This is a genomic window from Neisseria sp. 27098_8_139, assembly GCF_041433195.1.
In the GTDB taxonomy this organism is placed as follows: domain Bacteria; phylum Pseudomonadota; class Gammaproteobacteria; order Burkholderiales; family Neisseriaceae; genus Neisseria; species Neisseria subflava.
Window position 1 is genome coordinate 1 of the sequence record NZ_JAPWBA010000014.1, and the last position, 23,325, is coordinate 23,325.

The window sequence follows — 23,325 nt, forward strand, 5'->3', positions numbered from 1 at the left end:
CCATAATTGCGTCTTCCATCAATGATTACTTACAAAGTGTCCATTTTATCGGGATATGTTGAAAGTTAAAAGAAAAGAAGGCCGTCTGAAAAACTTTAATATTCGTTTTTCAGACGGCCTTCTTTTCACTTGCCGAAACAAGAGTATTTTGTTTCTCAACTTTACAAAACGGTCAGTCCTGTTGCTTGCTTCTACCCCAAAAACTCTTTCAAAAACAGCAAGACGCAGGCGAGTTCGTCGGCGGATTCGCGTTGGGTGCCGTTGCCGGTATGGCCGCCGCCGTCAGGCGAGTAGAGCCAAGATTGCGCGGAGGTTTCGCGCAGTTTGGCGTAGAACTTGAGCGCGTGGGCAGGATGGACGCGGTCGTCGCTGAGGCTGGTGGTAATGAGCGCAGGCGGATAATCGATGCCGTCTGAAAGATTGTGATACGGCGACAATTCGCCCAGCCAGCGTTTGCAGACTTCGTATTTTTGCGGATTGCCGTATTCGTCCGTCCAGCTTGAACCGGCGGACAGCAGCGGATAACGGATCATGTCGGTCAGCGGCACTTCGCACACCAGTGCGCCGATACTTTGCGGCTCGAGCACGAAGGCGGCGGCGGTAATCAGGCCGCCGTTGCTACCACCCTGCAAACCGATGTGTTTGGGCGAACTCATGCCGCGTTCGGACAAATCGCGCACGACTGCCAATAAATCATCAACGCTTTTGTGTTTGCTGATTCCCTGCGCCGCCTGATGCCAACGCGGACCAAATTCGCCGCCGCCGCGGATGTTCGCCAATACGAAGGCATTGCCCTCTTCCAGCCAATATTTGCCGATGCTGCCCAGATAATGCGGTAGCTCGGGCACGCCGAAACCGCCGTAGGCATAGACCAGCGTCGGCGTGTCGGGCGCGGCGTTTTTGCCGACATGGAAATAAGGGATGCGTTCGCCGTCGGACGAAACCGCCCAGAACTGCCGCACTTCGATGCCGTCTGAAACAAACTGCTGCGGCTGGCGGCGCATGACGGTCAGTTCCATCACGTTCAAATCCAGCGCAAACAGCGTCAGCGGCGTGGTGAAATCGCTGGCGGCAAGGTAAATCACGTCGCCGCCCCAAGGCTGGTCGGTCATTTCCAGCGCGCCCGAAGGCAGGCGCGGTAGTTCAGCTTCCTGCCATTTGCCATCAGTAAAACGCCAAGCTTTCAGACGACCCTGTACGTTTTCCAGCAGGCTCGCCACCACAAAACGCTTGGTCGTTTCCACGCTTTCCAATGCCTGCGTTTCATCGGGCGCAAACAAAAGCTGCGCCGCGCCCAATTCGCCGCGGTTCAATTTTACTGCCACCAATGCGCCGCTCGGATAGCTTTGGTTCGCGCGGTTCCAGTCTTTGCGCAGCGTCAGCAAAAGATGTCCGGCCAGATAGCCGACTACGTCGCAATCGTTAGGCAGGTTCAACGGTTTCGCCTCGCCTTCGGCCGACACCTGCAAATAGGTTTTGGTGTAAAAACCGTCCGACGCTTCAATCAAATCAATCGGCGAACCTTGCGGATCAAGGTAACACCACGCGTTCACCATCATGCCGTCTTCGGCAATTTGATACACCGGCAGGCTTTCCTCGAAACTCTTGCCGCGCTCCACCAGCCATACTTCGCGCGGATAGCCCGATTCGGTCAACTGGCGTTCGTCCCAAGCCGGGCACACCCACACGCTGTTTTCATCGCGCCACGACACATGGTTTTTGCCTGCCGGAAAGTGAAAACCGCCTTCTACCAACTCCCCTGCTTCCAAATCCACTTCCAGCGTGTACGCCGTATCGCCGCCCGATTTGCTCAGTGTTAACAACGCGCGGTTGGGCTTTTCCACCAAGTGCGACACGCCGCCCAAATACACATCGTCGCCGAGCAGCTCGTCAAAATCCGCCACCGAAAACAGGATTTTCCACTCAGGATAGCCGGAACGGTAAGTCGCTGCGGTACATACGCGGTACACGCCCTTAGGATATTCCGCGTCCTGATGGAAATGGTACATCCGCGCGCGGTGTTCCTGACAAAACGGAATCTGCCGCGTGTCCTGCAACTGCGCCAAAATGCCGTCGGACAATGCGCGCGCTTTGTCGTTTTCTAAAAAACGGGCGCGCGTTTCGATATGCGCCGCAGCGGCAAACTCTTGCGTTTCGGGAGATTCGAGGTTTTCAAAATGGAGATAGGAATCGGGGTAAGATTTCATAGGAAAAGGCCGTCTGAAAGATTGGGAAACGGAATTATAACGGCAAAATCAAAAAAGGCCGTCTGAAACCTGCGTTTCAGACGGCCTGAGACATTATTCAACTCAACGTCCGTATATTTTCCACAAACCTTCCTGCAAACCAAATGCAGGCTCGCCGTCTTGCGGCTGGATACGGACGTAGCTACCGTCAGGCTGCATCAGCCAAGCTTGGGTATTGTCTTCCAAGGCCATTTCCAAACCTTCGCGGATCACACGTTCTTTGAGTTCGGGCGTGGTAATCGGCGTGGCAACCTCAATGCGGCGGAAGAAATTGCGACCCATCCAGTCGGCGCTGGAGATAAAGGTATCGTCTGCGCCGTTGTTATGGAAACAATACACGCGCGAGTGTTCGAGTTGGCGGCCGATAATAGAGCGGACGCGGATGTTCTCGGACAAGCCTTTTACACCCGGGCGTAAAGTACACATACCGCGCACAATCAGATCAATTTGCACGCCTGCCGCGCTGGCCTGATACAGCGCATCAATCACACTCGGCTCGATAAGGGAGTTCATCTTGGCGGTAATCCGCGCCGGTTTGCCTGCTTTGGCGTGTTCGGTTTCCTGCTTGATGCGGTCGATGACCATTTTGTGCAGGGTAAACGGGCTTTGATAGAGCTTGTTCAGACGGCCCGGCTTGCCCAAGCCTGTGATTTCCATAAACAAAGTGTTCACATCGGCAGTGATTTGTTCGTCGGCGGTGATAATGCCGAAGTCGGTGTAGATGCGCGATGTGCCTTGGTGGTAGTTGCCGGTACCGAGGTGGGCATAACGCTTAAGCACACCGTCTTCGCGACGGATAACCAAAGCCATTTTGGCATGGACTTTGTAGCCGAATACGCCGTACACGACGTGCGCACCCGCCTCTTCCAGCTGCTTCGCCCAGTTGACGTTGTTGGCTTCGTCAAAACGTGCCATCAGTTCGACCACGACAGTAACCTGTTTACCTGCCAGCGCAGCCTTCATCAATGCGCGCACAAGCTCGGAATTGCTACCGGTGCGGTAGATGGTCATTTTGACAGCCAATACATCCGGATCGGCCGCGGCTTCGCGTATCATTTGGACAACCGGATCGAAAGGCTGATACGGGTGGTGCAGCAAAATCGGCGACTGTTTGACCAGTTTGAACACGGAGCCGTTTTTGCGCAAGGCTTTCAGACGGCCTGCATTGCGCGGCGGAAACTTCAAATCCGGCCTGTCCACCAAATCGGGAACGGCATTGAGGCGCACCAAATTGACCGGCCCTTTGACCTGATACAGCTCGGCAGAAGTCAGTTTAAACTGGGCAAGCAGAAAGTCGTGAATATGCGCCGGACAAGTATCCGCCACTTCCAAGCGCACGCCGTCGCCGTATTCGCGGTCGTGCAACTCGTTTTGAATCGCGGCACGCAGGTTTTTCAAATCTTCTTCATCAACCGTCAAATCGCTGTCGCGCGTGAGGCGGAACTGATGGCAGTCTTTAACCTTCATGCCGGGAAAGAGTTTGCCGACATGGGCGTGCAAAATCGAAGACAAGAACACAAAACCTGCATCGCCGCCGCAAATTTCAGACGGCATAGGGACGACACGCGGCAAAATGCGCGGAGCCTGTACAATCGCCATTCCTGACGGACGGCCGAACGCATCCGTGCCTTCGAGTTCGACGGCAAAGTTGAGCGATTTGTTTAACGGGCGCGGGAACGGGTGTGACGGATCAAGACCGATGGGCGTGAGAATGGGCAGCAGCTCGTTGTCGAAATAGTTTTCGATCCATTTTTTCTGCGCAGCCGTCCATTTGTGGCGGCGATAGAAATGAATGCCGGCGCGGCTGAGTGCAGGCTGCAATACTTTGTTAAACAAATCGTACTGCTCGCGAATCAAGGCCTGCGCCTCTTTCGCCACTGCTTCGATGGTTTCGGCTGCGGTTTTGCCGTTGTCGAGCGGCTGATGCGGGCGCAATTTGTTTTCGCGTTTCAACCACGCCATGCGCACTTCAAAAAATTCGTCCAAATTGGAAGACACGATGCACAGGAAACGCAAACGTTCCAACAAAGGAACTTTCGTATCCTGCGCCTGAGCCAGTACACGGCGGTTGAACGCCAACAGGCTGAGTTCTCGGCAAAGAATGCGGTTTTGCTCGGGCATGGTTTACTCCTGAAACATCAGTCATTAACACCATCAAGTATAACGTTTTGCCGACGTTCCGTCAGGTTTCAGACGGCCTTGACAGAAAACCTTATCCCTATTTGAGGCAAGACAAAGGGTTATCCGTTTTTTTCTATACCGAAACAGCGGTTTTTGCTATAATGCGCCGTTTAATGCAACCGCAATACCACTGCTAAAGGATAAGAAAATGGGCTTTTTGCAAGGCAAAAAAATTCTGATTACCGGCATGATCTCCGAGCGTTCCATCGCTTACGGCATCGCCAAAGCCTGCCGCGAACAAGGCGCGGAATTGGCATTTACTTATGTTGTCGACAAACTGGAAGAGCGCGTCCGTAAAATGGCGGCCGAACTCGGCTCCGAACTCGTGTTCCGCTGCGACGTTGCCAGCGACGACGAAATCAACCAAGTTTTCGTTGACTTGGGCAAACACTGGGACGGCTTGGACGGCTTGGTTCACTCCATCGGCTTCGCCCCTAAAGAAGCTTTGAGCGGCGACTTCCTCGACAGCATCAGCCGCGAAGCATTCAACACCGCTCACGAAATCTCCGCATACAGCCTGCCTGCGCTGGCAAAAGCCGCCCGTCCGATGATGCAGGGCCGCAACGCCGCAATCGTTGCACTGAGCTACTTGGGCGCCGTTCGTGCCATTCCTAACTACAACGTTATGGGCATGGCCAAAGCCAGCCTCGAAGCCGGCATCCGCTTCACTGCCGCCTGCCTGGGCAAAGAAGGCATCCGCTGCAACGGCATCTCCGCAGGCCCGATCAAAACCCTGGCCGCTTCCGGCATCGCCGATTTAAGCAAACTCTTGGGCCACGTCGCTTCCCACAACCCATTGGGTCGCAACGTTACCACTGAAGAAGTCGGTAACACAGCCGCCTTCCTGCTGTCCGACCTCGCTTCCGGCATCACCGGCGAGATTACGTACGTTGACGGCGGTTACAGCATCAACGCACTGAACGACGAAGAGAACTAAACGGTTTACACGCAAAACGCACTTTCATGATGAAAGTGCGTTTTTTATGACTATTACATTATGGCTTGAATAACTGCATAACCAAAAAGGCCGTCTGAAAGTCAAATACGGATACGAAACATTACCTTTACAGGTTTTTAATGATTATGTTTTCAACATTATTATATTATCATTCCACCTTAATCTGAAATTCCGATAGAGCATTGATTCTAAAGATAACATTCATGTTATCTGATACTTAGCCGCTGATAAAAAGTGGTGTAAAAAAGTAACAGAAAAAATTCAGACGGCCTGTTTTTTCATACAGAAGGCATAGAAGCCGGGCATTTTTAGCATGAAATACAAAATTTAACATTAATGAATTTTTCTTAACCGATAAAGCGTTAATATGCCTGCCGTTTTATTGAACTACATCTGATTTTGACTCAAACACATACAGGAGATTAATTATGTCAATCGCTTCAGAATTTAAAGAATTTATTATGCGTGGCAACGTTATCGACCTCGCAGTCGGTATGGTTGTCGGTACAGCATTCAGCGCCATCGTCAAATCATTGGTTGACGATGTAATCATGCCTCCTATCGGTCTGTTGATCGGCGGCGTTGATTTCTCCAACCTGTTCATTACACTGAAAGACGGCACACAAGCCGCTCCTGCAGAAGGTTACGCCAACCTGGCAGCCGCTCAAGCAGCCGGTGCCGTTACTTTGAACATCGGTCTGTTTATCAACACTGTGATCAGCTTCCTGATCATCGCCGCTGCCATCTTCTGCGTGGTTAAAGCCATCAACTCCGTGAAAAAAACCGAAGCTCCTGCTGAAGAAGCACCAGCAGAGCCTAGCGAAGAAGTTCTGTTGTTGCGCGAAATCCGTGACTCTCTGAACAAAAAATAATCACAATACCTAAACATACACACAAACCAAGGCCGTCTGAAACCGTTTCAGACGGCCTTTTCTCATACCAATCTATTTCGTTAAGTCCTTCCTATTGAAAGAATCACGCCCTTCCCTTTCTCAGCAAGCTATCCTGCTTTTTCAACCATGAATTAACGCTCATGGTAAACACAAAGAAAATGAGCAGCGCATCTCCTTGCCAATAAAAAAGCCCGATGCGTTCAACATCGGGCTTTTAACTGGAAAACCAATCTTAGTCTTTGCGTGTTTCCACCAAAATCATTTCGACTGCTACGTCTTCCACTTCTACTTTAGGCACATCCGAACGGCGTGTTTTAGCAACCGGTTCAGGTTGTGGCTGCGCGGCTAAAGCGGCAACGGCTTGCGGATCGGTTTCAACGAAGATCAAATCGCCTAAGCTCTCAGGCACAACGATTGCGACAGGCGCTGCTTGAGCTACGGCTTCAGCTGGTGTGGCAACAGTTTCGGCTGGTGCTTCAACCGGTGCAATAGTAGTCGTTGCATTCAGAGACAATACTGCAGAAATGGCTTTTTTAACGTTGCTGACGGCAGAAGCAAGCAGGGCTTGTTCGGCATCAGCGCCTTCAGTTTGCGCTACGGCAGGCTCGTCTTCGCTTTCAATCGCAAATACGAATGGCTCTGCGCTGGTAACTTCAGGCTCGGATACCACAATCACCAGCGGCTCGGCTTGGTCGCTTTCAGAAGACAATGTTGCATTTGCAGCTTCAACCGTTTCGTTCAAACCTAAAACATGCGCTACGGCAAAGAGGACTTTGTCAGCGGTATCGGTAATGTTCAGGTATTGCTCGATTTTTGCCGAAGACGGAATATTGCGTTTTTTGCTGTTGGAACGGCGGTCGTTACGGTTGTTGCGCTGACGGTTGTTGCGGTCGCGTCCTTGACGGCCGTTGTTTTTCACACCCTCTTCGCTGCGGGCGTTGTCGTCCGCTTCAACTTGCGCCTGTTCGCCATCGGCTTGAACGTTCACGTCCTCAACACGGTTTTCCGCAGATTGATGACGGTTGCGCTCGTTACGGCCGTTGTTGCGGCGGCGTTTATTGCCGTTTTGTTCCGCTTGGTTTTCAGACGGCATCTCAACCAGTGCAGCTACTTCTTGAACGTTTACGTCTTCAACCACTTCCTCAACACGGTTGCGCTCGTTGTTGCGATCATCGCGGCGGTTGTTACGGTTGCGGTTGCGACGATTGTCTTTACGCTCGCCGTTGCGGCTTTCGTTTGATTTGTTTTCTTCAAACTTGCTGTCAACAGCTTCGGCATTCACTTCGCGCACTTCTACCTTGCTGCCGTCGTGCCTATTGTTGCGGCGCGGGTTTTGGCGGCGGTTGTTTGCGCGGCGGTTGCCGGAATTGCCGTTGCGGTTGTTGCCGTTTGAAGTGCGTTTTTCTGCCACTTCGGCAACAGGCACGGTTTCGGCTGCGGTATTGCCGCCGAAAATGCGTTTGAGCCATGCTTTGAAGGTATCCCACCATGAACCGCTTTTCTGCTCGGATATGGTCGGGGCGGGTTGGGTATGGCGCACGCCTTTGACGGCGGGTTCGGGGCGGGCGGCTTTGGCTCTTTCGCTGCCGAAAGGTTTGGCGGATTCGTCTTCTTCCGGCTCGGCAACGCGTTTGTAGCTCGGTTCGCCGTCTTCTTCTACGTCGTCAATGCGGATGCGGTTGATTTCGTAGTGCGGATTTTCCAAGTGAATGTTTGGAATCAGGACGACGTTCACATCCAAGCGCTCTTCCATCGCAAACAGCTCGGCGCGTTTTTCGTTCAACAGGAAGGTGGCAACATCGACAGGAACTTGTGCGTGCACTTCGCCGGTGTTGTCTTTCATTGCTTCTTCTTGAATGATGCGCAAAACGTGCAGGGCGGTGGATTCGATACCGCGGATGACGCCGGTACCGGCGCAGCGCGGACACGCAACATGGCTGCTTTCGCCCAAAGCCGGTTTCAAACGTTGGCGGCTCAATTCCAAAAGGCCGAAACGCGAAAGTTTGCCCATTTGCACGCGGGCGCGGTCTTTTTTGAGCGCATCGCGCAGAACGTTTTCAACATCGCGCTGATGTTTCGGATTTTCCATGTCGATGAAGTCGATGACGACCAAACCGCCCAAGTCGCGCAGGCGCATTTGACGGGCAACCTCTTCGGCGGCTTCCATATTGGTTTTGAACGCAGTGTCTTCAATGTCAGAGCCGCGTGTAGCGCGCGCAGAGTTGACGTCGATGGAAACCAGTGCTTCGGTGTGGTCGATCACAATCGCGCCGCCGGAAGGCAGGCTGACGCTGCGTGAGAACGCACTTTCGATTTGGTGTTCGATTTGGAAACGGGAGAACAGTGGCGTGTGGTCTTGATAGAGTTTCAGACGGCCTACATTGCTCGGCATGACGTAGCTCATGAACTCGGCAACTTGGTCATAAACTTCTTGATTATCCACCAAAATCTCGCCGATATCGGGACGGAAATAGTCTCGAATCGCACGAATCAGCAGCGAGCTTTCCATAAAGAGCAGGTAAGGGTCATGGTGTGCTTTGCCTGCTTCTTCAATGGCTTGCCAAAGTTGCTTGAGATAATTCAAGTCCCATTCCAACTCTTCCGCGCTGCGGCCGATGCCGGCAGTACGGGCAATAATGCTCATGCCGTTCGGAATGTCGAGTTCGGCCATAGCGGCTTTCAACTCTTGACGCTCTTCGCCTTCGATACGGCGGGATACGCCGCCGCCGCGCGGATTGTTCGGCATCAATACCAAATAGCGGCCGGCCAGGCTGATGAAAGTGGTCAGTGCCGCGCCTTTGTTGCCGCGCTCGTCTTTTTCGACTTGGACGATGACTTCCATGCCCTCTTTGAGCACGTCCTGAATACGCGCCCTGCCGCCTTCGTAGTCGCGGAAATACGAACGCGATACTTCCTTAAACGGCAAAAAGCCGTGGCGGTCGGTTCCGTAATCGACGAAACACGCTTCCAGCGACGGCTCGATGCGGGTAATGATACCTTTGTAGATATTGCCTTTACGCTGTTCTTTGCCCAGCGTTTCGATGTCCAAGTCCAAAAGGTTTTGGCCATCGACAATGGCAACGCGCAGCTCTTCGGCCTGCGTTGCGTTGAATAACATTCTTTTCATAGTCACCTCGTGAACAGCGGCCGTTTGATTTGTGAATATCTTTTTCAGACGGCCTGTCTGTCCGGTTGGCACTCTTCAAAGGCAAGATGGGAAAATCCCCGTGTAACCAGTATTTGATTTGAAATCCGCAAGGTTGCATGCTTGAGCTCAAGCCATGTGCGGACGGATTCGGATAAAGAAGGAAATAAAGAACAATGCGGCGGAAAGGTTGATGGTTCCGCTACCGTCCGAATGCTGAAGCTTCGGACAAAATTAAGGCAGCCTACATCTTCTTATTATCGTAGCGCCGGTGATTTCGGACGGTGCTGCGCGGACTGCGTCTTACGCCCGGCCGGACGGCAGGTTCAATTCAAACTTAATTACGGGATTGCGTTTGCCGGCTTTGAACAAACACAAGGAAATGCTTTGCGGAGTGCGTTTTTAATATAAAATCTCGTTTTAACAATAAATCCGTTTCAGACGGCCTGCGACGGCAGGTTCGGGTCCCGAAACGGACGTTTGGGATTATAGAGAAAATGCACGCAATACGCAAAGATTCAGTCAGCCTGATTGCCGTTGCCGAACACGAGGAAGGCCAACGCCTTGATAACTATCTGATAAAAATCCTCAAAGGCGTCCCGAAAAGCCATATCCACCGCATTATCCGCGCCGGCGAAGTGCGGCTGAACAAAAAACGCTGCAAACCCGACAACCGCATTCAGGCAGGCGATACCGTCCGCATTCCGCCGATACGCATCGCCGAAAAACAAAGGCCGTCTGAAAACCAGGCCGTGCCTGCGCGCGAGTTTGACATCGTTTACGAAGACGATGCGCTTTTGGTCATCAACAAACCTTCCGGCGTTGCCGTCCACGGCGGTAGCGGCGTGAGCTTCGGCGTCATCGAACAAATCCGCCGCGCCCGTCCCGAAGCGCGTTATCTCGAACTCGTCCACCGCCTCGACAAAGACACCAGCGGCCTTTTGATGATTGCCAAAAAACGCAGCGCCTTGGTGAAACTGCACGAAGCCATCCGCAACGACCATCCGAAAAAAATCTATCTTGCGCTGGGTGTCGGAAAGCTGCCGAACGACCACTTCCACGTCAAGCTCCCCCTGTTCAAATACACCGGAGCACAAGGCGAAAAAATGGTGCGCGTCAGCGAAGACGGCCAATCCGCCCACACCATCTTCCGTGTGTTAAACCGTTTTTCAGACGGCCTTTTGCACCAAGTCGGCCTATCCGACCTGACCTTTGTCGAAGCCACCCTGAAAACCGGCCGCACCCACCAAATCCGCGTCCACCTGCAATCGCAAGACTGCCCTATTGCCGGCGACGAACGCTACGGCGACTATCAGGCCAACAAACGCCTGCAAAAACTCGGTTTAAAAAGAATGTTCCTGCACGCCTCCGAGCTGCACCTCGCCCATCCGCTGACCGGCGAAAAACTGATCCTGAAAGCCCCCCTGCCGCAAGAATTGGCGCAATTCATTGTAATGTTGGAAAATCAGGAAAAGGCCGTCTGAAAGGAAACCCATGAAACCCAAACTCATTATTTTCGACTGGGACGGCACGCTTGCCGACACCACCAACCCCATCATCCACACCTTTCAACAGAGCTTTGCCGATTGCGGCCTGCCCGTTCCCGAAGCCGACCAAATCCGTCCACTCATCGGATACAGCCTCTCCGGCATCATCCGCCGCCTTGCCCACAACGTCAGCGAACACGTTCAGGAAACACTGATTGAGACCTATGCCGCGCACTACCTCAATCCCAACAATCACAATATGACCCTGTTCCCCGAAGCCCTGTCCTGCCTGCAACGCTTGCAACAACAAGGTTATTGGCTTGCCATCGCCACCGGCAAAGGCCGAAGCGGCTTGGACAAAGCCATTGCACAAACCGACACCCAAGCCTTTTGGCTGGAAACTGCCTGCGCTAGCGAATATCCGTCCAAACCCGCGCCCGACATGGTACTTGCCCTCTGCGACCGACTGGGTGTTGAACCAGAAGAGGCCGTCGTCGTCGGCGACACCACCCACGACCTAGAAATGGCCGCCAATGCCAAAATCCGCGCCATCGCAGTTGCCACCGGCGCACATACCGCCCAACAGCTTTCCGCCCTGCCCCATGTCGCCATACTCAACAGCTTGGCCGAATTGCCTGATGTATTGGAAACCTTATAAAAGGCTAGGGGCTGACGTAGATTAGCCCTAAAGGCTATGCAACATCTATATTAAAGGCCGTCTGAAACCTATTTTCAGACGGCCTTTCATTTGTTTTATCGATCCGAGCGCACCCTGACAAATGTTGCAAATTTCGGCGTTCCCTTTTGCGTAAAACCACGATAACGGTAAGTAATCAGTGCACCGATTTTCGGCGGATGGTCGCGGTCTTTATCCTTAAAACCGCTGCCGATACGAAACTCGCCATATTGGTTTTTGCATCCTACCGCACCCAAACGCCCGACATTGCGCCCTTTGCCCTCATAATGACGCGTTACCGTACATTCATCATCATATTCACTTTTCAGCTTCAACAGCTGCCCATTTCTACCGCTTGCATAACGGGCTTCAGGTTGACGCAGCATCACCCCTTCCCCACCCAACGCTTCAACTTGTTTCAAAAAATCCAAAGCATGCTGTTTGTCGCGCACCTTGACTTGCGGAATGACCGTAAACCGTGCCGACGGGTGTGATTTCAGCCATTTCGAAGCCGTTTCCAGCCGCTGATACAGATTACCCTGCGCCTGTGGCACATCAAAAACATGCAAACGGATGCCGTCCCAATTTCCCGAGGCAGAACGCACCGTCGCGGAAATTTGCTCAAACCGCCCTCGTCCGCTGTACAACTCACCATCCATCGGAAACGGCGGAAAACCTGCTGTAAAACCTTTGGGCGGTGTAAACGCATAACCCTGACGACTGACCAGCCGCCTGCCGTCCCAATACGCGCGTACGCCATCCAACTTTTCACTCATGGCCCAACCGGCAATATCTTGATTTTTATATTCCTGCGCCAACAACAAATCTGCACCAAACGCCGCAGAGATGAAAGAAGCCGCAAAAATCGGTATCATGATCCGCATTACATTATTCATAAGACATTTTTCCAGACTTGCTTTTTATTATATATACATAATAGCAAAAAATGAACTGGCCCCCAAATCTTGGACACTCATAAAAGCCTATTCAGGCGCTCTGTGTAAGCTGGGTTCTGTATGCGACAGGACTCAGCTTTTTCAATTTCAGACTGCAACGCTCGCGGTTGTAGTAATCCATATAGTCATCTATCTGTTTCATCAATTCGTCCGCTGTCAATTCTCCTGCGTTATAGAAACACTCCGTCTTCAACACCGCAAAGAAGCTTTCCATCGGCGCATTGTCCCAACAATTCGCCTTTCGCGACATGCTTTGAACCATGGAATGCTCCGCAAGCAATTCCCTATAGGTAGGCAACCTTTGCGCGCATATAGCACAACTCTTCGATAAGCTCTGCCTGTGTTTTTTCGTGGTCGGGTTTGTCGGCGATGAAGGGATTTTTGCGGTGGTCGGTCATGGTTTTGGATTGGGGATGTTCGAGTGCACCGATACCGCCTTCCTGATAGGCGTGTATCCATCGTCGCAGGTGGGTTCGGGAGATGCCGTAATGATCTGCGGTACGCTGTTGGCTGCGTATGTGCAGGTAGTGGAGTACGGCTTGGTATTTGAAGTGTAATGTATATTTGCTCATAAAAAAACTGCACCTTGTGAGTTGGAGGGGGGGATGTCCAACTTTTGGGGTGCAGTTCAAGCCGTTTTCGAGTTTCAGACGGCCTTACTTATCGGCTTACAACGGTTAGAACTTGCCGTTCAGCTTCAGGAATATGCCTTTGTCGGTGCCGGAGAAGGCGTTGCGGCCGACATAGCCGCCCAGCGACAGCACGGCGGAGGGGCTGAAGGCGTAGTCTACGCCGGTCTGTACGGACGGACGGGTACGCGAGGTTTCGCGCTCCGTTTCATATTTGCCGAAGAAAGGAGCCTCGGCGGTGAAGCGGGCTTTGCCTCCGCCCACGCGCTGGGCAACTTCCGCATTGCCGTACCATGCCAGCTTGCCGGTCAGGGGCAGGCGGCCTTTTATGCCTGCCGCCAATGAGGTTTCCTTCAGCTTGGCCGCGCCGTAGGCAAACGGGAAGGACAGGCCCGCGTCTTCGCTATAAGACGGGCGTTCGGCTTCGGTGCGGCGCAGCGCGGCGTACCAGCCTAAGGTTTTTTCTCCGGGCGTGCCGTAGTCGCGGCCGGCCGTCAGGCTGTATGCGCGGCCTTTGGTGCGGACGGTGTTCTCGGGGCTTTCCGTGCCGTTCAGGTGGGGGCGGCGGATGCGGGTTTTGTCCGTTTCGAAGGCAGCGGCGGGTACGGCATACCAGCCCGCACCGTTATGGAGGCGTGCAGACAGGCCGATGCCGACGCCGGATTTCAGGCGGTGGCTGCCGTTTTCTTCGGCACGGGCGGGAACCGCCAGGGAGACGGCGGCATCGAAGTTGTCGGAGATGCCGTAGCCGAAGGCGAAGTCTGCACCGCGCGAGCTTGCGCCGTGTCCTATGTCGCGGCGGTATCCGGCGCTGTAGCAGAATTTGCCGCCGTCGGTGCGGCAGCCGCCCAGCAGGTTTTCAGCCGCGCGGGCGCGCTGTGCGAGCAGGGAGGCGGTGTCGGCGGAAAGCAGCGACAGGGAGGCGCGGGTGTTGGCGGTATCCGTGGGGCGGGCGTTGTTGAGATTGCGCAGGTTCCAGACGGCGGCGCGGGTGTTGCCGTTGTCGTTTTCTGCCTGTCCGACCGCAAATTTGCCGTCGGCGCTGATAGCATTTACCTGCGAACTTCCCGAATTGTCGGTTTTAAGTGTGCCGAGGTCGGTTTTGGTGGCCCAGTTGTTGCCCGACCAGACGGTGGCGTGGGTTTCGCCATTGTCTTTTTCCGCAGATCCACCGACCACCGAGCCGTCGCCGCTGACGGCAGATGCACTAGAATTCCCAGTATTATCGGCTTTCAGCGTGCCGAGGTCGGTTTTGGTGGCCCAGCCGCTGCCAGACCAGACGGTGGCGTGGGTTTCGCCATTGTCTTTTTCCGCATATCCGGCCACCACCGAGCCGTCGCCGCTGACGGCAGATGCACTAGAATTCCCAGTATTATCGGCTTTCAGCGTGCCGAGGTCGGTTTTGGTGGCCCAGCCGCTGCCCGACCAAACAATAGCGTGTGTGTATGCTGAGGTGTCGGCACTGCCTGCGCCGCCAACCACAATCGATCCGTCGTCGCTGACAGCGAATGCGATACCCGGTAAGACATTAGAGTACTCCAACGTGCCGAGGTCGGTTTTGGTGCCCCAATTGCTGCCCGACCAGACAATCGGACGCAACAGAGGGTAGATGTCGTTTGATGCACCTCCGACCGCCACCGATCCGTCACGACTTAGGGCATATACGGACGCACCCCCTGAATTGTCCGCCTTCAGCGTGCCGAGTTCTGTTTTGGTGGTCCAGTTGCTGCCAGACCAAATGATGCCACGGGAGTAGCCGTTGTCGTTGCGCGCCGATCCACCTACCACCAAGCCGTCGCCGCTGAGGGCGGTTGCCTCTGAATCTCCCGAGTTATCGGCTTTCAGCGTGCCGAGATCGGTTTTGTTGGCCCAGTTGCTGCCCGACCAAACGACGGCGCGGTTTTCACCATTGTCGTTGACCGCCTGTCCAAACACTTGCGAGCCGTCGCTGTTGACAGCATTTGCTTCCGAACTCCCCGAATTATCGTTTTTCAACGTACCGAGGTCGGTAATGTTATTGGGCGCGGCGGCGGTAGGCAGAGCGGCCAGCAGGGCGGCGAGGGTTAAAAGGCGGTGTGCGGAAAATGATTTGCGCATAGTCATGTTTTCCCTTTTTAGGTTATAAAATTTGGGTTATAAAAAAGCGGCGGGTGTCCGCCGCAGCTTGGTTGGTACTATGAAAGAGGCGCGATTATAGCAGTTTGGTATGCGGGATTTTGTGTGTTTTCAAAATTTTAAGAAATCAGACAAAACTTTTAAAAAGTTAAGGGTGGCAGGGAGGCCGTCTGAAAAACAGAGATGTTTTGCTTTCAGACGGCCTCAAGGTTTTACCGCTTACCGAACGGACAGGTTCAGATATAGAAATCCTGATTCATTTCCTCATAAAAATTCTGATTCATTTCCTCCGCCGGTTTGGCATGCGATTTGTTGCCGACCACGCGGGCGGGCACGCCGACGACGGTGCTGTAGGCGGGCACTTCCGCCACCACCACGCTGCCTGCGCCGATTTTCGCGCATTCGTTCACGCGGATGTTGCCCAACACGGAAGCGTTCGCGCCTATCATCACGCCGTCGCCGATTTTCGGATGGCGGTCGCCGCCCTCTTTGCCCGAACCGCCGAGGGTTACGCCGTGAAGGATGGAATGTCGTTGCCCAAAACGGCGGTTTCGCCGATGACGACGCCGGTGCCGTGGTCAATCATAATCCCCTGCCCGAAACGGGCGGCCGGATGGATATCGACGCCGAACACTTCGGAAGCGCGGTTTTGCAGGAAATAGGCCAGCGTTTTGCGCCCTTCCTTCCACAGGCAGTGGTTGATGCGGTGCGCCTGAATGGCGTGGTATCCTTTGAAATACAAAAGCGGCAGGCAGTATTGGTCGCAAGCGGGGTCGCGTTCGTAATAGGCGGTGATGTCGGCGCGGACGGCTTCGCCGATGGACGGTTCTTTTTCCAGCGCGTGCAGGTAGAGTTCGTACAGCGTGCGCATATCCATGGTCGGATTGCCAGCTTGCTCGACAGGTGGAAGGCCAGCACCCGCTCCAAACTGTCGTGCCGCAGCACGGTCATGTGGAGGAAGCTGGCCAGCATAGGTTCTTCCGCCGCCGACTGCTCGGCTTCGTTGCGTATGGTCTGCTACAGGTTAAAATAGGTATTTTCCATTTTCAGACGGCCTCTGTTGCGTAAAAGCTGCGCTTGTAGCCGAAAGTATGCACCCATGTGCAAAAGGCCGTCTGAAACGTAAACAACATTAAACAAACCTTTCCTAGGAACACCCATGGCACTCCAATTTGAAATCAACGCCGTTACCCCCTTCCGTCAAAACTGCACGCTGATTTGGGACGATGAAACCAAAGAAGCCGTTTTGACCGATGTCGGCGGCGATGTACCCTATTTATTGCAACAAGTCCAAAACAAAGGCCTCAAGCTGACCGCCGTTTGGCTGACCCACGGCCATCTTGACCACGCAGGCGGCGTAGTTGAACTTTTGAAAACCTGCGATATACCCGTTCTCGGCCCGCACAAAGACGACGAATTCCTGCTCCAAGCCCTTCCGCAAACGACGGCGCAATACGGCTTCCCCGTTTCTCCGTCATTCACGCCGACACGCTGGTTGGAAGAAGGAGAATCGCTCAAGGTCGGCAACCACAGCTTCCAAGTCCTCCACATTCCCGGCCACACTCCCGGCCAAGTCGTTTTCTATAACGCCGAAAACGGTCTTTTAGTCGCAGGCGATGTTTTATTTTATGAGACCGTTGGTCGCACAGATTTTCCGCGCGGCAATCATGATGACCTCATAAACAATATCTGCGCTAAACTATTAACTCTGCCCGAAACCACGCAAGTTATAGCCGGACACGGCCGCATGACCAGTATCGGGCATGAGAAAAGGTACAATCCGTTTCTGGTTCGTTAGTATGAATATTGTATAAAGCCAACATTCTGGCATACACAGATTATGCGTATAAAGGAAAACTGACATACAATTTGCAGGAATAACACCCGAAAGATTAAGTACCTAATCTCCGGCAAATGCCAAAAAGAACTAAAGCACAAAGATAACAAGGTATTACGCAATACAACCTGATTTATCGAAAACCGGAAATCTCTAAACCCCAAGCCTTACTCGCAGTGAAATTGTTACAAAGTAACAATAAATGTCAGTCAGGCCGTCTGAACGGTTCTGCCGATTCAGGCGGATACAACGGAGATGAGGTGCAATGCCCTGCCGGAATGTGCCGATGTTCTGTTTGTCAAACCGTCGGGGACATCTTTAAGAAGCACAACATTATTTGGGTCAACCGGCAAACTCGCTGCCGGCACTAACAGGCCGTCTGAAAAGTTCGGCCGGTAAAATCAATAAAAGGATTATCAAATGAAAAAAATCGCAAAAGTGGGCTTCGTCCTACTGGCTACCGGCCTGCTGGCCGCCTGTGCTACTAAGAGCAAAATCACTCCTGAAGGCACTACAGACGAGCCACGCTTTCCTAAACCTTACTCCCTGACCTTCAACAAAGGCCGCGGTACATTCCCGACTTTTGACGAGCTGGATCAAATGCGTCCTGGCCTGACCAAAGACGACATCTACAAAATCCTCGGCCGTCCTCACTACGACGAAGGCATGGGCGTGCGTGAATGGGACTACCTGTTCCACTTCTACACCCCAGGCGTAGGTGTTGACCCTGAAAACACTTCCGGCGTTGAAGGCATCACTACTTGCCAATACAAAGTGATCTTCGACAAAGACAAATTTGCACGCAGCTTCTTCTGGAATCCAGTATTCCCTAAAGATGCCGTATGTCCTCCTCCAGCACCTACACCTAAACAAGAGCCTCAAGTGATCATCCGCGAGATCATTAAAGAAGCTCCTGAACGCATCCGTCAATAAGGACAAATTTGAAACGGATCCTATTGGGTATAGCCTTGGCAGCAGGTCTGAATTCTTTGGCCGCTGCCGATGCTGTCAGTGACTATATCCAGCGTAAAAAAGTTGTGGTCAATACAGCTAAGGCGGAGCTTTGCTTTGCCGATGACGGTCAGTGCCATCCGGTACTGATTGGCAAGACCACGCCGAAAGGCAAATTCAATATGACGCCGATGATGACCAGCAAACCGGGTTACGGTGGCGAAGTTATCGGCTTCAAAGAAGAAAATGACTTTCTGTTTGCGTTACATAGGGTATGGACGCTCAAGCCACAAGAAAGACGCATGGAACGCATCGTCTCCCCTCATGTGGCCGACCGCATCATAACCAATGGTTGTATCAACGTACAAAATAATGTGTACGAAAAACTGCGTCAGTACTTCATTTTAGAAGTCATCTGATGTAGGATTTAGTTTGAATAAAGGCCGTCTGAATATTTTTCAGACGGCCTTTTCTTTTTTATTGGCAAAAACCTTTATTGCTGGATATGCTGATACGGTCTTGGACAGCGCGGCAACTTTGTTGAAGCTGCTGATTCAGGAAAAGAAAACTCTATCAACCTAACGCGTAAATCTAAAAAAAGCTGCCTAAAAGTTCAGGCAGCCTTTATTGTTTATAAACAAATAATATGTTAACCTATTGTTATCGAATAGATTTAATTATTCGTAATATCATTTCACAAAGCAAAAAGGACTCTATCTTATGAACCGTCGTCAATTTATCGGCAGCGCTGCTGCTGTTTCTCTCACCGCCGCCGCTTCTTTCGCCCGCGCTCACGACCATGCAGGCCATGCACACCATGCTGGTCATGCTGGTCACGCGCATTCTGCACCGCGCGCCTATGAAGCTGCGCGCAAAGCGGCTGCACATTGCGTTGAAGCCGGTCAAATCTGTTTGGCGCACTGCATCGCCCTGTTGAGCTCCGGCGATACTTCCATGAAAGACTGCGCAACCGGCGTTAACCAAATGTTGGCACTGTGCGGCACATTGCAAAACCTCGCTGCCCAAAATTCACGCCTGACCCCGTCTTTGGCAAAAGTGTGCATCGAAGCCTGCAAACAATGTTCTGCAGCCTGCAAAGAACACGCCGGCCACCACGCTGAATGCAAAGCCTGCTACGAATCTTGCTTGGCTTGCATTAAAGAATGCGAAAAAATTGCCGCTTAATCAATATTAAAAAAGGCCGTCTGAATTTCAGACGGCCTTTTATTTTGCTATTTTGTTCACGCTATTCGGCTGCAAGCTCTTGCTCATCCAGCAGTTTTTTCCGAACAGTCGCAGGATTACCCGCAGCCACGCAATAAGGCGGCACATCTTTGGTAACCACCGACCCTGCACCGATTACCGCACCCTTGCCGATGGTAACGCCGCCCATGATAATCGCACGCCGACCAATCCAGACATCATCTTCAATCACAATCGGGCTGATATCTGTATAACCTTCAAAGCGGCGGGTTTCAGGGTTGAATTTGTGGTTGGTCGAATAAAACAGGCATTCCGGCCCCATTATCACGTTCTTGCCGAGGGTCAAACCGCGGCAGATTTCGCAATTTACGCCGATACCCGAATTGTCGCCGATTACCGTATCTGGAAAAACATATCCGCCTTTTTCAATATTGACGTTTTTGCCGATGTTTGGGGAAATGCACGCAGCCAAAGCGGCGCGGAATTTTTGCGCAATCCGGCCGAAGGGTTTGCAATAAGACGGAGGCAACATTCCTCCCCAGACACGCAAAATACGCGTCAATATCCTTTTTTGCATGGATTCCGTCTCCTGTTCGTACAAGCGTAAATATTAATCAGACTATTATTTTTCTTAAAGTTTCACATCTAGAAGAGGTTTTACATCCTCTTTTCAGTTAGATTACAATCTGACCGCATAATATTTGGTTTGAGATTCTATTCTAAACTGTTCTCGTCTGTTGCGAAACTGCCCTGCATACAAAATATCCTCTTGACGAAACAGCCAAAAATAGCGAAAATTCCACGCTTAACTGAAGTACAGGCAAAACCCCTGTGCCCGCTTAATCGAAAGGAAATCAAATGAAACAAGGTATTCACCCGAACTACCACGAAATCAACGTTACCTGCTCTTGCGGCAACAAATTCGTGACCAAATCCGCAATGGAAAAAGACAGCTTCAACGTTGAGGTTTGCTCTCTGTGCCACCCTTTCTACACCGGTACTCAAAAAATCGTCGACACTACCGGTCGTGTGGACAAATTCAACAACAAATTCGGCAACCTGTTCAAACGCTAATTGCCGCTTTGTCAAAAAGACTGCTTCGTGCAGTCTTTTTTGCATTCAGGCCGTCTGAAACATTTCTTTCAGACGGCCTGAGCTTTTTGTCGTCAACCGAATGCCATATCATTCCAAACACCCGATAAAAACGAGCCGTAAGCATTATTTTACAAAGCTCTCCGGTCCGGCATATCGCGCAAACCCGTCAAACCCTGTACCATTGCTATTCAAACCAACCGTTTTTTGACTTTCCATGCTGACTTACACACCGCCCGATCCGCGCCGCCCCCAAAAAACCCATGAAAAACCATGGCTACTGCTGCTGATGGCTTTTGCCTGGCTGTGGCCGGGCGTGTTCTCGCATGACTTGTGGAACCCTGCCGAACCCTCCCTCTTTACCGCCTCCGAATCCATGAAAAACGGCGGCAGCCTGCTGGTTGCACAAATCTTCGGCCAACCCGACTTTACTATCTCCCCTGCTTTTTTGTGGGCGGCAACCGCATTCCAAACCCTGTTTTCGCCTTGGGCAGCCGATGCCTATGATGCCGCGCGTTTTGCCGGCGTGGTATTCACCGCCATCGGACTGACCGCCTGCGGTTTTGCCGGTTTCAATTTTCTCGGCAGACACCATGGCCGTAGCGTTGTCTTAATCCTTATAGGCAGCATCGGTTTGCTGCCCATCGCCCACTTCCTCAATCCCATGTCGGCCGCTTTTGCCGCGTTTGGATTGATTCTGTGCGGCTTTTCACTGGCACGCCGCCGCGTCATTATCGCCATTTTGCTGTTGTGCGGCGGCTGGGTTTTACTCTCCCTTTCCTCAGGCTATCTGCTGACCGCGGCCATGATTTTTTTGGCACTTGCCCTGTCGTTCCATTCCACTTGGCAGAGCAAACGCTATCTGCTGACCCTGATTGGTGCCATCGTCGTTTCCCTGCCCCTGCTGATTCTGTATCCGCTGGTTTTATCCAAAACCAATCCCGAATGGTTTGATATTTGGTTCAACCATTATTCCTTAGGCGTATTCGGCGGCTTCCATCAGATTCAGACGGCCTTCAACCTGCCCTATTATCTGAAAAACCTGCTGTGGTTTACCCTGCCTGCTTGGCCGCTGGCGGCATGGACGCTCAGCCGCACGCGTATCCACGATAAAAACTGGGGCATTCTGAGCCTGTCGTGGCTGGTTATCATGACAGCCCTGCTCGCCATCAACCCTCAACGCCTGCAAGACAACCTCGTTTGGCTGTTGCCACCGCTCGCCCTGCTCGGTGCGGCACAACTGGACGGCCTGCGTCGCGGTGCAGTGGCATTTATCAACTGGTTCGGCATCATGGCATTTGGTCTGATTGCCGCCTTCCTGTGGCTGGGCTTCTTCGCCATGAACTACGGCTGGCCTGCCAAACTGGCCGAACGCGCCGCCTATTTCAGCCCATATTACATCCCCGACATCGATCCGATTCCGATGACCGTCGCCCTGCTGTTTACCCCATTGTGGCTCTGGGCAATTACGCGTAAAAACATCCGCGGCCGCCAAGCCGTAACCAACTGGGCGGCCGGCGTTACCTTGGCCTGGGCCTTGCTGATGACCCTATTTTTACCGTGGCTCAACGCCGCCAAAAGCCATGCGCCGGTGGTACACCAAATGGAAGCCGCGCTTTCTTCCGAATTGAAACAGAAACTTTCAGACGGCCTCGAATGTATCAGCATCGACGGCCAAGACCAGCGCACACGAATCGCGTGGACACAATACAGCCATATTAAAACCACGACCGACAACCCGTCCTGCCGCTACCGCCTCATCCGCCAAGCCGCCAACATCGGCGCACCTTTAGGCTGGCAAACCTTGTGGCAAGGCGCAAGACCGCGCAACAAAGCCGAGACTTTCCTATTTCTGGAAAAAACTGCGGCGCAATAAATCACACCAGCCTCAAAACTGAACATTCCCAGTGCAACAAAGGCCGTCTGAAAGAACTTTTATCCTTTCAGACGGCCTTTGGCTCACTTTAACACCGCTTCCCGTACAATGGCCCTTTTCCCTTATCTGCCTAAAAATATGAAGCCCAACCGCCTTTTGCCTCTCGTCCTCTTATTGACCGCCCTCTCCGCTCATGCCAAAGATTTCATCATCTACGACCGCATGGACTACGTCGGCAAACCCGACCTGACCGCCGACAAACTCTCCAAAGTGTTCTTGGTTTACGAAAGCGAATTGGTCAAACCCGATCCGACGGGCAAACGCAAACACGGCGTACTCAACGAAGAGCGTATCCGCGAATTGGCCAAACAATCGCGCCGCGAAGGCTACCGCACCATTTCTACCGACATCGAAAGCTGGTTTGCCGAAAAAGACGGCCAACTGCTGACACCCGACGAATTGAAAACCGACTTCGCGCGGATGTACCAAATCTTCAGAGAAGAAAACCCGCGCGCCGTCATCAGCAACTACGGCATGCCCTCCGAACATTTGCACGGCATCCGCCACTACCGCCCCAATGTCGACAACGAAGCCATCTTAGCCAAATGGCGGCAAGTCAGCAAACGCCGTGCGCCCACCGCCGCCATCAGCGACTATGCCAATCCTGTGTTCTACATCACTTCCCCCGATTTGGTGCAATGGGAAAAAGACGTGAAAACCGCCGTTGACGACATCCATCAACGCTTTCCCAACAAAAAAATCATCGGCTATATCTGGCCGCAATATTATTCGGCCACCAACAGCCCTTATTTCAAACAGTTCATTGATCCCGTCCGCTGGCGCCAAATGCTCGAAATCAGCAAAAAATACACCGACGGCGTGATTATCTGGTCAGACAAGCGCGATGAAAACAACCAAATCGTGCGCTGGAACGATCCGCGCATTCAAGCCACAATGAAAGCGACTCAAGCCTTCATCCATGCCAATGCCAAAGAAATCAAGGTGGAAGGTTTGCAGAAATATTAAAAACAAGGCGGGCATATTTACCCGCCTTTTTACTTACCTACACAACTGTCTGTA

Annotated in this window: 19 protein-coding genes and 1 pseudogene; 11 read left to right on the forward strand and 9 right to left on the reverse strand. The window is 52.6% G+C overall.

Annotated features, from left to right (window positions below):
- Positions 1-191: 191 nt before the first annotated feature.
- Positions 192-2,207: a prolyl oligopeptidase family protein gene (locus O3660_RS10005; RefSeq protein WP_371464927.1), complete on the reverse strand. Its 2,016-nt coding sequence runs from the start codon at positions 2,205-2,207 to the stop codon at positions 192-194.
- Positions 2,208-2,309: 102 nt separating this feature from the next.
- Positions 2,310-4,367 (reverse strand): polyphosphate kinase 1, encoded by a 2,058-nt coding sequence (ppk1, locus tag O3660_RS10010; RefSeq protein WP_371464928.1) that lies wholly within the window; start codon positions 4,365-4,367, stop codon positions 2,310-2,312.
- 208 nt (positions 4,368-4,575) lie between these two features.
- Here ppk1 and fabI point away from each other — a divergent pair, with 208 nt between their 5' ends.
- Positions 4,576-5,364 (forward strand): enoyl-ACP reductase FabI, encoded by a 789-nt coding sequence (gene fabI / locus O3660_RS10015; protein WP_003748060.1) that lies wholly within the window; start codon positions 4,576-4,578, stop codon positions 5,362-5,364.
- A gap of 449 nt (positions 5,365-5,813) precedes the next feature.
- Positions 5,814-6,257 (forward strand): large conductance mechanosensitive channel protein MscL, encoded by a 444-nt coding sequence (mscL, locus tag O3660_RS10020; RefSeq protein ID WP_371464929.1) that lies wholly within the window; start codon positions 5,814-5,816, stop codon positions 6,255-6,257.
- Between the two features lie 253 nt (positions 6,258-6,510).
- Here mscL and O3660_RS10025 read toward each other — a convergent pair whose 3' ends face one another.
- Positions 6,511-9,405 (reverse strand): Rne/Rng family ribonuclease, encoded by a 2,895-nt coding sequence (locus tag O3660_RS10025; RefSeq protein ID WP_049351308.1) that lies wholly within the window; start codon positions 9,403-9,405, stop codon positions 6,511-6,513.
- 515 nt (positions 9,406-9,920) lie between these two features.
- On the opposite strand from O3660_RS10025, the gene O3660_RS10030 reads away from it, so the two are divergent.
- Both O3660_RS10030 and O3660_RS10035 read left to right on the forward strand, forming a co-directional pair.
- Positions 9,921-10,907 (forward strand): RluA family pseudouridine synthase, encoded by a 987-nt coding sequence (locus O3660_RS10030; protein WP_049351309.1) that lies wholly within the window; start codon positions 9,921-9,923, stop codon positions 10,905-10,907.
- Between the two features lie 10 nt (positions 10,908-10,917).
- Positions 10,918-11,568 carry an HAD-IA family hydrolase gene (locus O3660_RS10035; protein WP_049351310.1) on the forward strand — a complete coding sequence of 217 codons (651 nt, stop codon included), beginning with the start codon at positions 10,918-10,920 and terminating at the stop codon, positions 11,566-11,568.
- Positions 11,569-11,663: 95 nt separating this feature from the next.
- Here O3660_RS10035 and O3660_RS10040 read toward each other — a convergent pair whose 3' ends face one another.
- The 5 genes and pseudogenes from O3660_RS10040 to cysE form a co-directional block, all read right to left on the reverse strand.
- Positions 11,664-12,470, reverse strand: coding sequence for a DNA ligase (locus O3660_RS10040; RefSeq protein ID WP_036472495.1), 807 nt, complete (start codon positions 12,468-12,470; stop codon positions 11,664-11,666).
- Between the two features lie 103 nt (positions 12,471-12,573).
- A complete protein-coding gene (locus O3660_RS10045) occupies positions 12,574-12,792 on the reverse strand; it encodes an IS3 family transposase (RefSeq protein ID WP_371464930.1) in 219 nt (72 codons plus the stop codon).
- Between the two features lie 34 nt (positions 12,793-12,826).
- Complete coding sequence (locus O3660_RS10050) at positions 12,827-13,114, reverse strand: helix-turn-helix domain-containing protein (protein WP_371464931.1); 288 nt, start codon at positions 13,112-13,114, stop codon at positions 12,827-12,829.
- Positions 13,115-13,219: 105 nt separating this feature from the next.
- Positions 13,220-15,274: a hypothetical protein gene (locus O3660_RS10055; protein WP_371464932.1), complete on the reverse strand. Its 2,055-nt coding sequence runs from the start codon at positions 15,272-15,274 to the stop codon at positions 13,220-13,222.
- A gap of 248 nt (positions 15,275-15,522) precedes the next feature.
- Positions 15,523-16,297 (reverse strand): annotated as a pseudogene (gene cysE, locus O3660_RS10060) (serine O-acetyltransferase).
- A gap of 148 nt (positions 16,298-16,445) precedes the next feature.
- On the opposite strand from cysE, the gene O3660_RS10065 reads away from it, so the two are divergent.
- The 4 genes from O3660_RS10065 to O3660_RS10080 all read left to right on the forward strand — a co-directional run bounded on the left by O3660_RS10065 (position 16,446) and on the right by O3660_RS10080 (position 19,259).
- A complete protein-coding gene (locus tag O3660_RS10065) occupies positions 16,446-17,084 on the forward strand; it encodes an MBL fold metallo-hydrolase (RefSeq protein ID WP_049350941.1) in 639 nt (212 codons plus the stop codon).
- Positions 17,085-17,543: 459 nt separating this feature from the next.
- On the forward strand, positions 17,544-18,056 hold the full coding sequence (locus tag O3660_RS10070; protein WP_049329448.1) for an outer membrane protein assembly factor BamE: 513 nt from the start codon (positions 17,544-17,546) through the stop codon (positions 18,054-18,056).
- A gap of 8 nt (positions 18,057-18,064) precedes the next feature.
- The gene (locus O3660_RS10075; RefSeq protein ID WP_049329449.1) at positions 18,065-18,493 is read left to right on the forward strand and encodes a hypothetical protein; all 429 of its coding nucleotides are present in this window, start codon (positions 18,065-18,067) and stop codon (positions 18,491-18,493) included.
- Positions 18,494-18,794: 301 nt separating this feature from the next.
- A complete protein-coding gene (locus tag O3660_RS10080; protein WP_049350940.1) occupies positions 18,795-19,259 on the forward strand; it encodes a four-helix bundle copper-binding protein in 465 nt (154 codons plus the stop codon).
- Positions 19,260-19,320: 61 nt separating this feature from the next.
- Here the strand turns inward: O3660_RS10080 and O3660_RS10085 are convergent, their stop codons facing one another.
- Positions 19,321-19,854: a DapH/DapD/GlmU-related protein gene (locus O3660_RS10085; RefSeq protein WP_049350939.1), complete on the reverse strand. Its 534-nt coding sequence runs from the start codon at positions 19,852-19,854 to the stop codon at positions 19,321-19,323.
- Between the two features lie 281 nt (positions 19,855-20,135).
- Here O3660_RS10085 and rpmE point away from each other — a divergent pair, with 281 nt between their 5' ends.
- The 3 genes from rpmE to O3660_RS10100 all read left to right on the forward strand — a co-directional run bounded on the left by rpmE (position 20,136) and on the right by O3660_RS10100 (position 23,271).
- A complete protein-coding gene (gene rpmE, locus O3660_RS10090) occupies positions 20,136-20,351 on the forward strand; it encodes a 50S ribosomal protein L31 (protein WP_003681847.1) in 216 nt (71 codons plus the stop codon).
- A gap of 235 nt (positions 20,352-20,586) precedes the next feature.
- The gene (locus tag O3660_RS10095; protein WP_049350938.1) at positions 20,587-22,245 is read left to right on the forward strand and encodes a membrane protein; all 1,659 of its coding nucleotides are present in this window, start codon (positions 20,587-20,589) and stop codon (positions 22,243-22,245) included.
- A gap of 138 nt (positions 22,246-22,383) precedes the next feature.
- Positions 22,384-23,271, forward strand: coding sequence for a hypothetical protein (locus tag O3660_RS10100; RefSeq protein WP_371464939.1), 888 nt, complete (start codon positions 22,384-22,386; stop codon positions 23,269-23,271).
- Positions 23,272-23,325: the final 54 nt, after the last annotated feature.

Bases quoted from the DNA above. Each gene is read 5' to 3' on its own strand.
- O3660_RS10005 (WP_371464927.1), bottom strand. From the start codon at position 2,207: ATGAAATCTTACCCCGATTCCTATCTCCATTTTGAAAACCTCGAATCT.
- ppk1 (WP_371464928.1), bottom strand. From the start codon at position 4,367: ATGCCCGAGCAAAACCGCATTCTTTGCCGAGAACTCAGCCTGTTGGCG.
- fabI (WP_003748060.1), top strand. From the start codon at position 4,576: ATGGGCTTTTTGCAAGGCAAAAAAATTCTGATTACCGGCATGATCTCC.
- mscL (WP_371464929.1), top strand. From the start codon at position 5,814: ATGTCAATCGCTTCAGAATTTAAAGAATTTATTATGCGTGGCAACGTT.
- O3660_RS10025 (WP_049351308.1), bottom strand. From the start codon at position 9,405: ATGAAAAGAATGTTATTCAACGCAACGCAGGCCGAAGAGCTGCGCGTT.
- O3660_RS10030 (WP_049351309.1), top strand. From the start codon at position 9,921: ATGCACGCAATACGCAAAGATTCAGTCAGCCTGATTGCCGTTGCCGAA.
- O3660_RS10035 (WP_049351310.1), top strand. From the start codon at position 10,918: ATGAAACCCAAACTCATTATTTTCGACTGGGACGGCACGCTTGCCGAC.
- O3660_RS10040 (WP_036472495.1), bottom strand. From the start codon at position 12,470: ATGCGGATCATGATACCGATTTTTGCGGCTTCTTTCATCTCTGCGGCG.
- O3660_RS10045 (WP_371464930.1), bottom strand. From the start codon at position 12,792: ATGTCGCGAAAGGCGAATTGTTGGGACAATGCGCCGATGGAAAGCTTC.
- O3660_RS10050 (WP_371464931.1), bottom strand. From the start codon at position 13,114: ATGAGCAAATATACATTACACTTCAAATACCAAGCCGTACTCCACTAC.
- O3660_RS10055 (WP_371464932.1), bottom strand. From the start codon at position 15,274: ATGACTATGCGCAAATCATTTTCCGCACACCGCCTTTTAACCCTCGCC.
- O3660_RS10065 (WP_049350941.1), top strand. From the start codon at position 16,446: ATGGCACTCCAATTTGAAATCAACGCCGTTACCCCCTTCCGTCAAAAC.
- O3660_RS10070 (WP_049329448.1), top strand. From the start codon at position 17,544: ATGAAAAAAATCGCAAAAGTGGGCTTCGTCCTACTGGCTACCGGCCTG.
- O3660_RS10080 (WP_049350940.1), top strand. From the start codon at position 18,795: ATGAACCGTCGTCAATTTATCGGCAGCGCTGCTGCTGTTTCTCTCACC.
- O3660_RS10085 (WP_049350939.1), bottom strand. From the start codon at position 19,854: ATGCAAAAAAGGATATTGACGCGTATTTTGCGTGTCTGGGGAGGAATG.
- rpmE (WP_003681847.1), top strand. From the start codon at position 20,136: ATGAAACAAGGTATTCACCCGAACTACCACGAAATCAACGTTACCTGC.
- O3660_RS10095 (WP_049350938.1), top strand. From the start codon at position 20,587: ATGCTGACTTACACACCGCCCGATCCGCGCCGCCCCCAAAAAACCCAT.
- O3660_RS10100 (WP_371464939.1), top strand. From the start codon at position 22,384: ATGAAGCCCAACCGCCTTTTGCCTCTCGTCCTCTTATTGACCGCCCTC.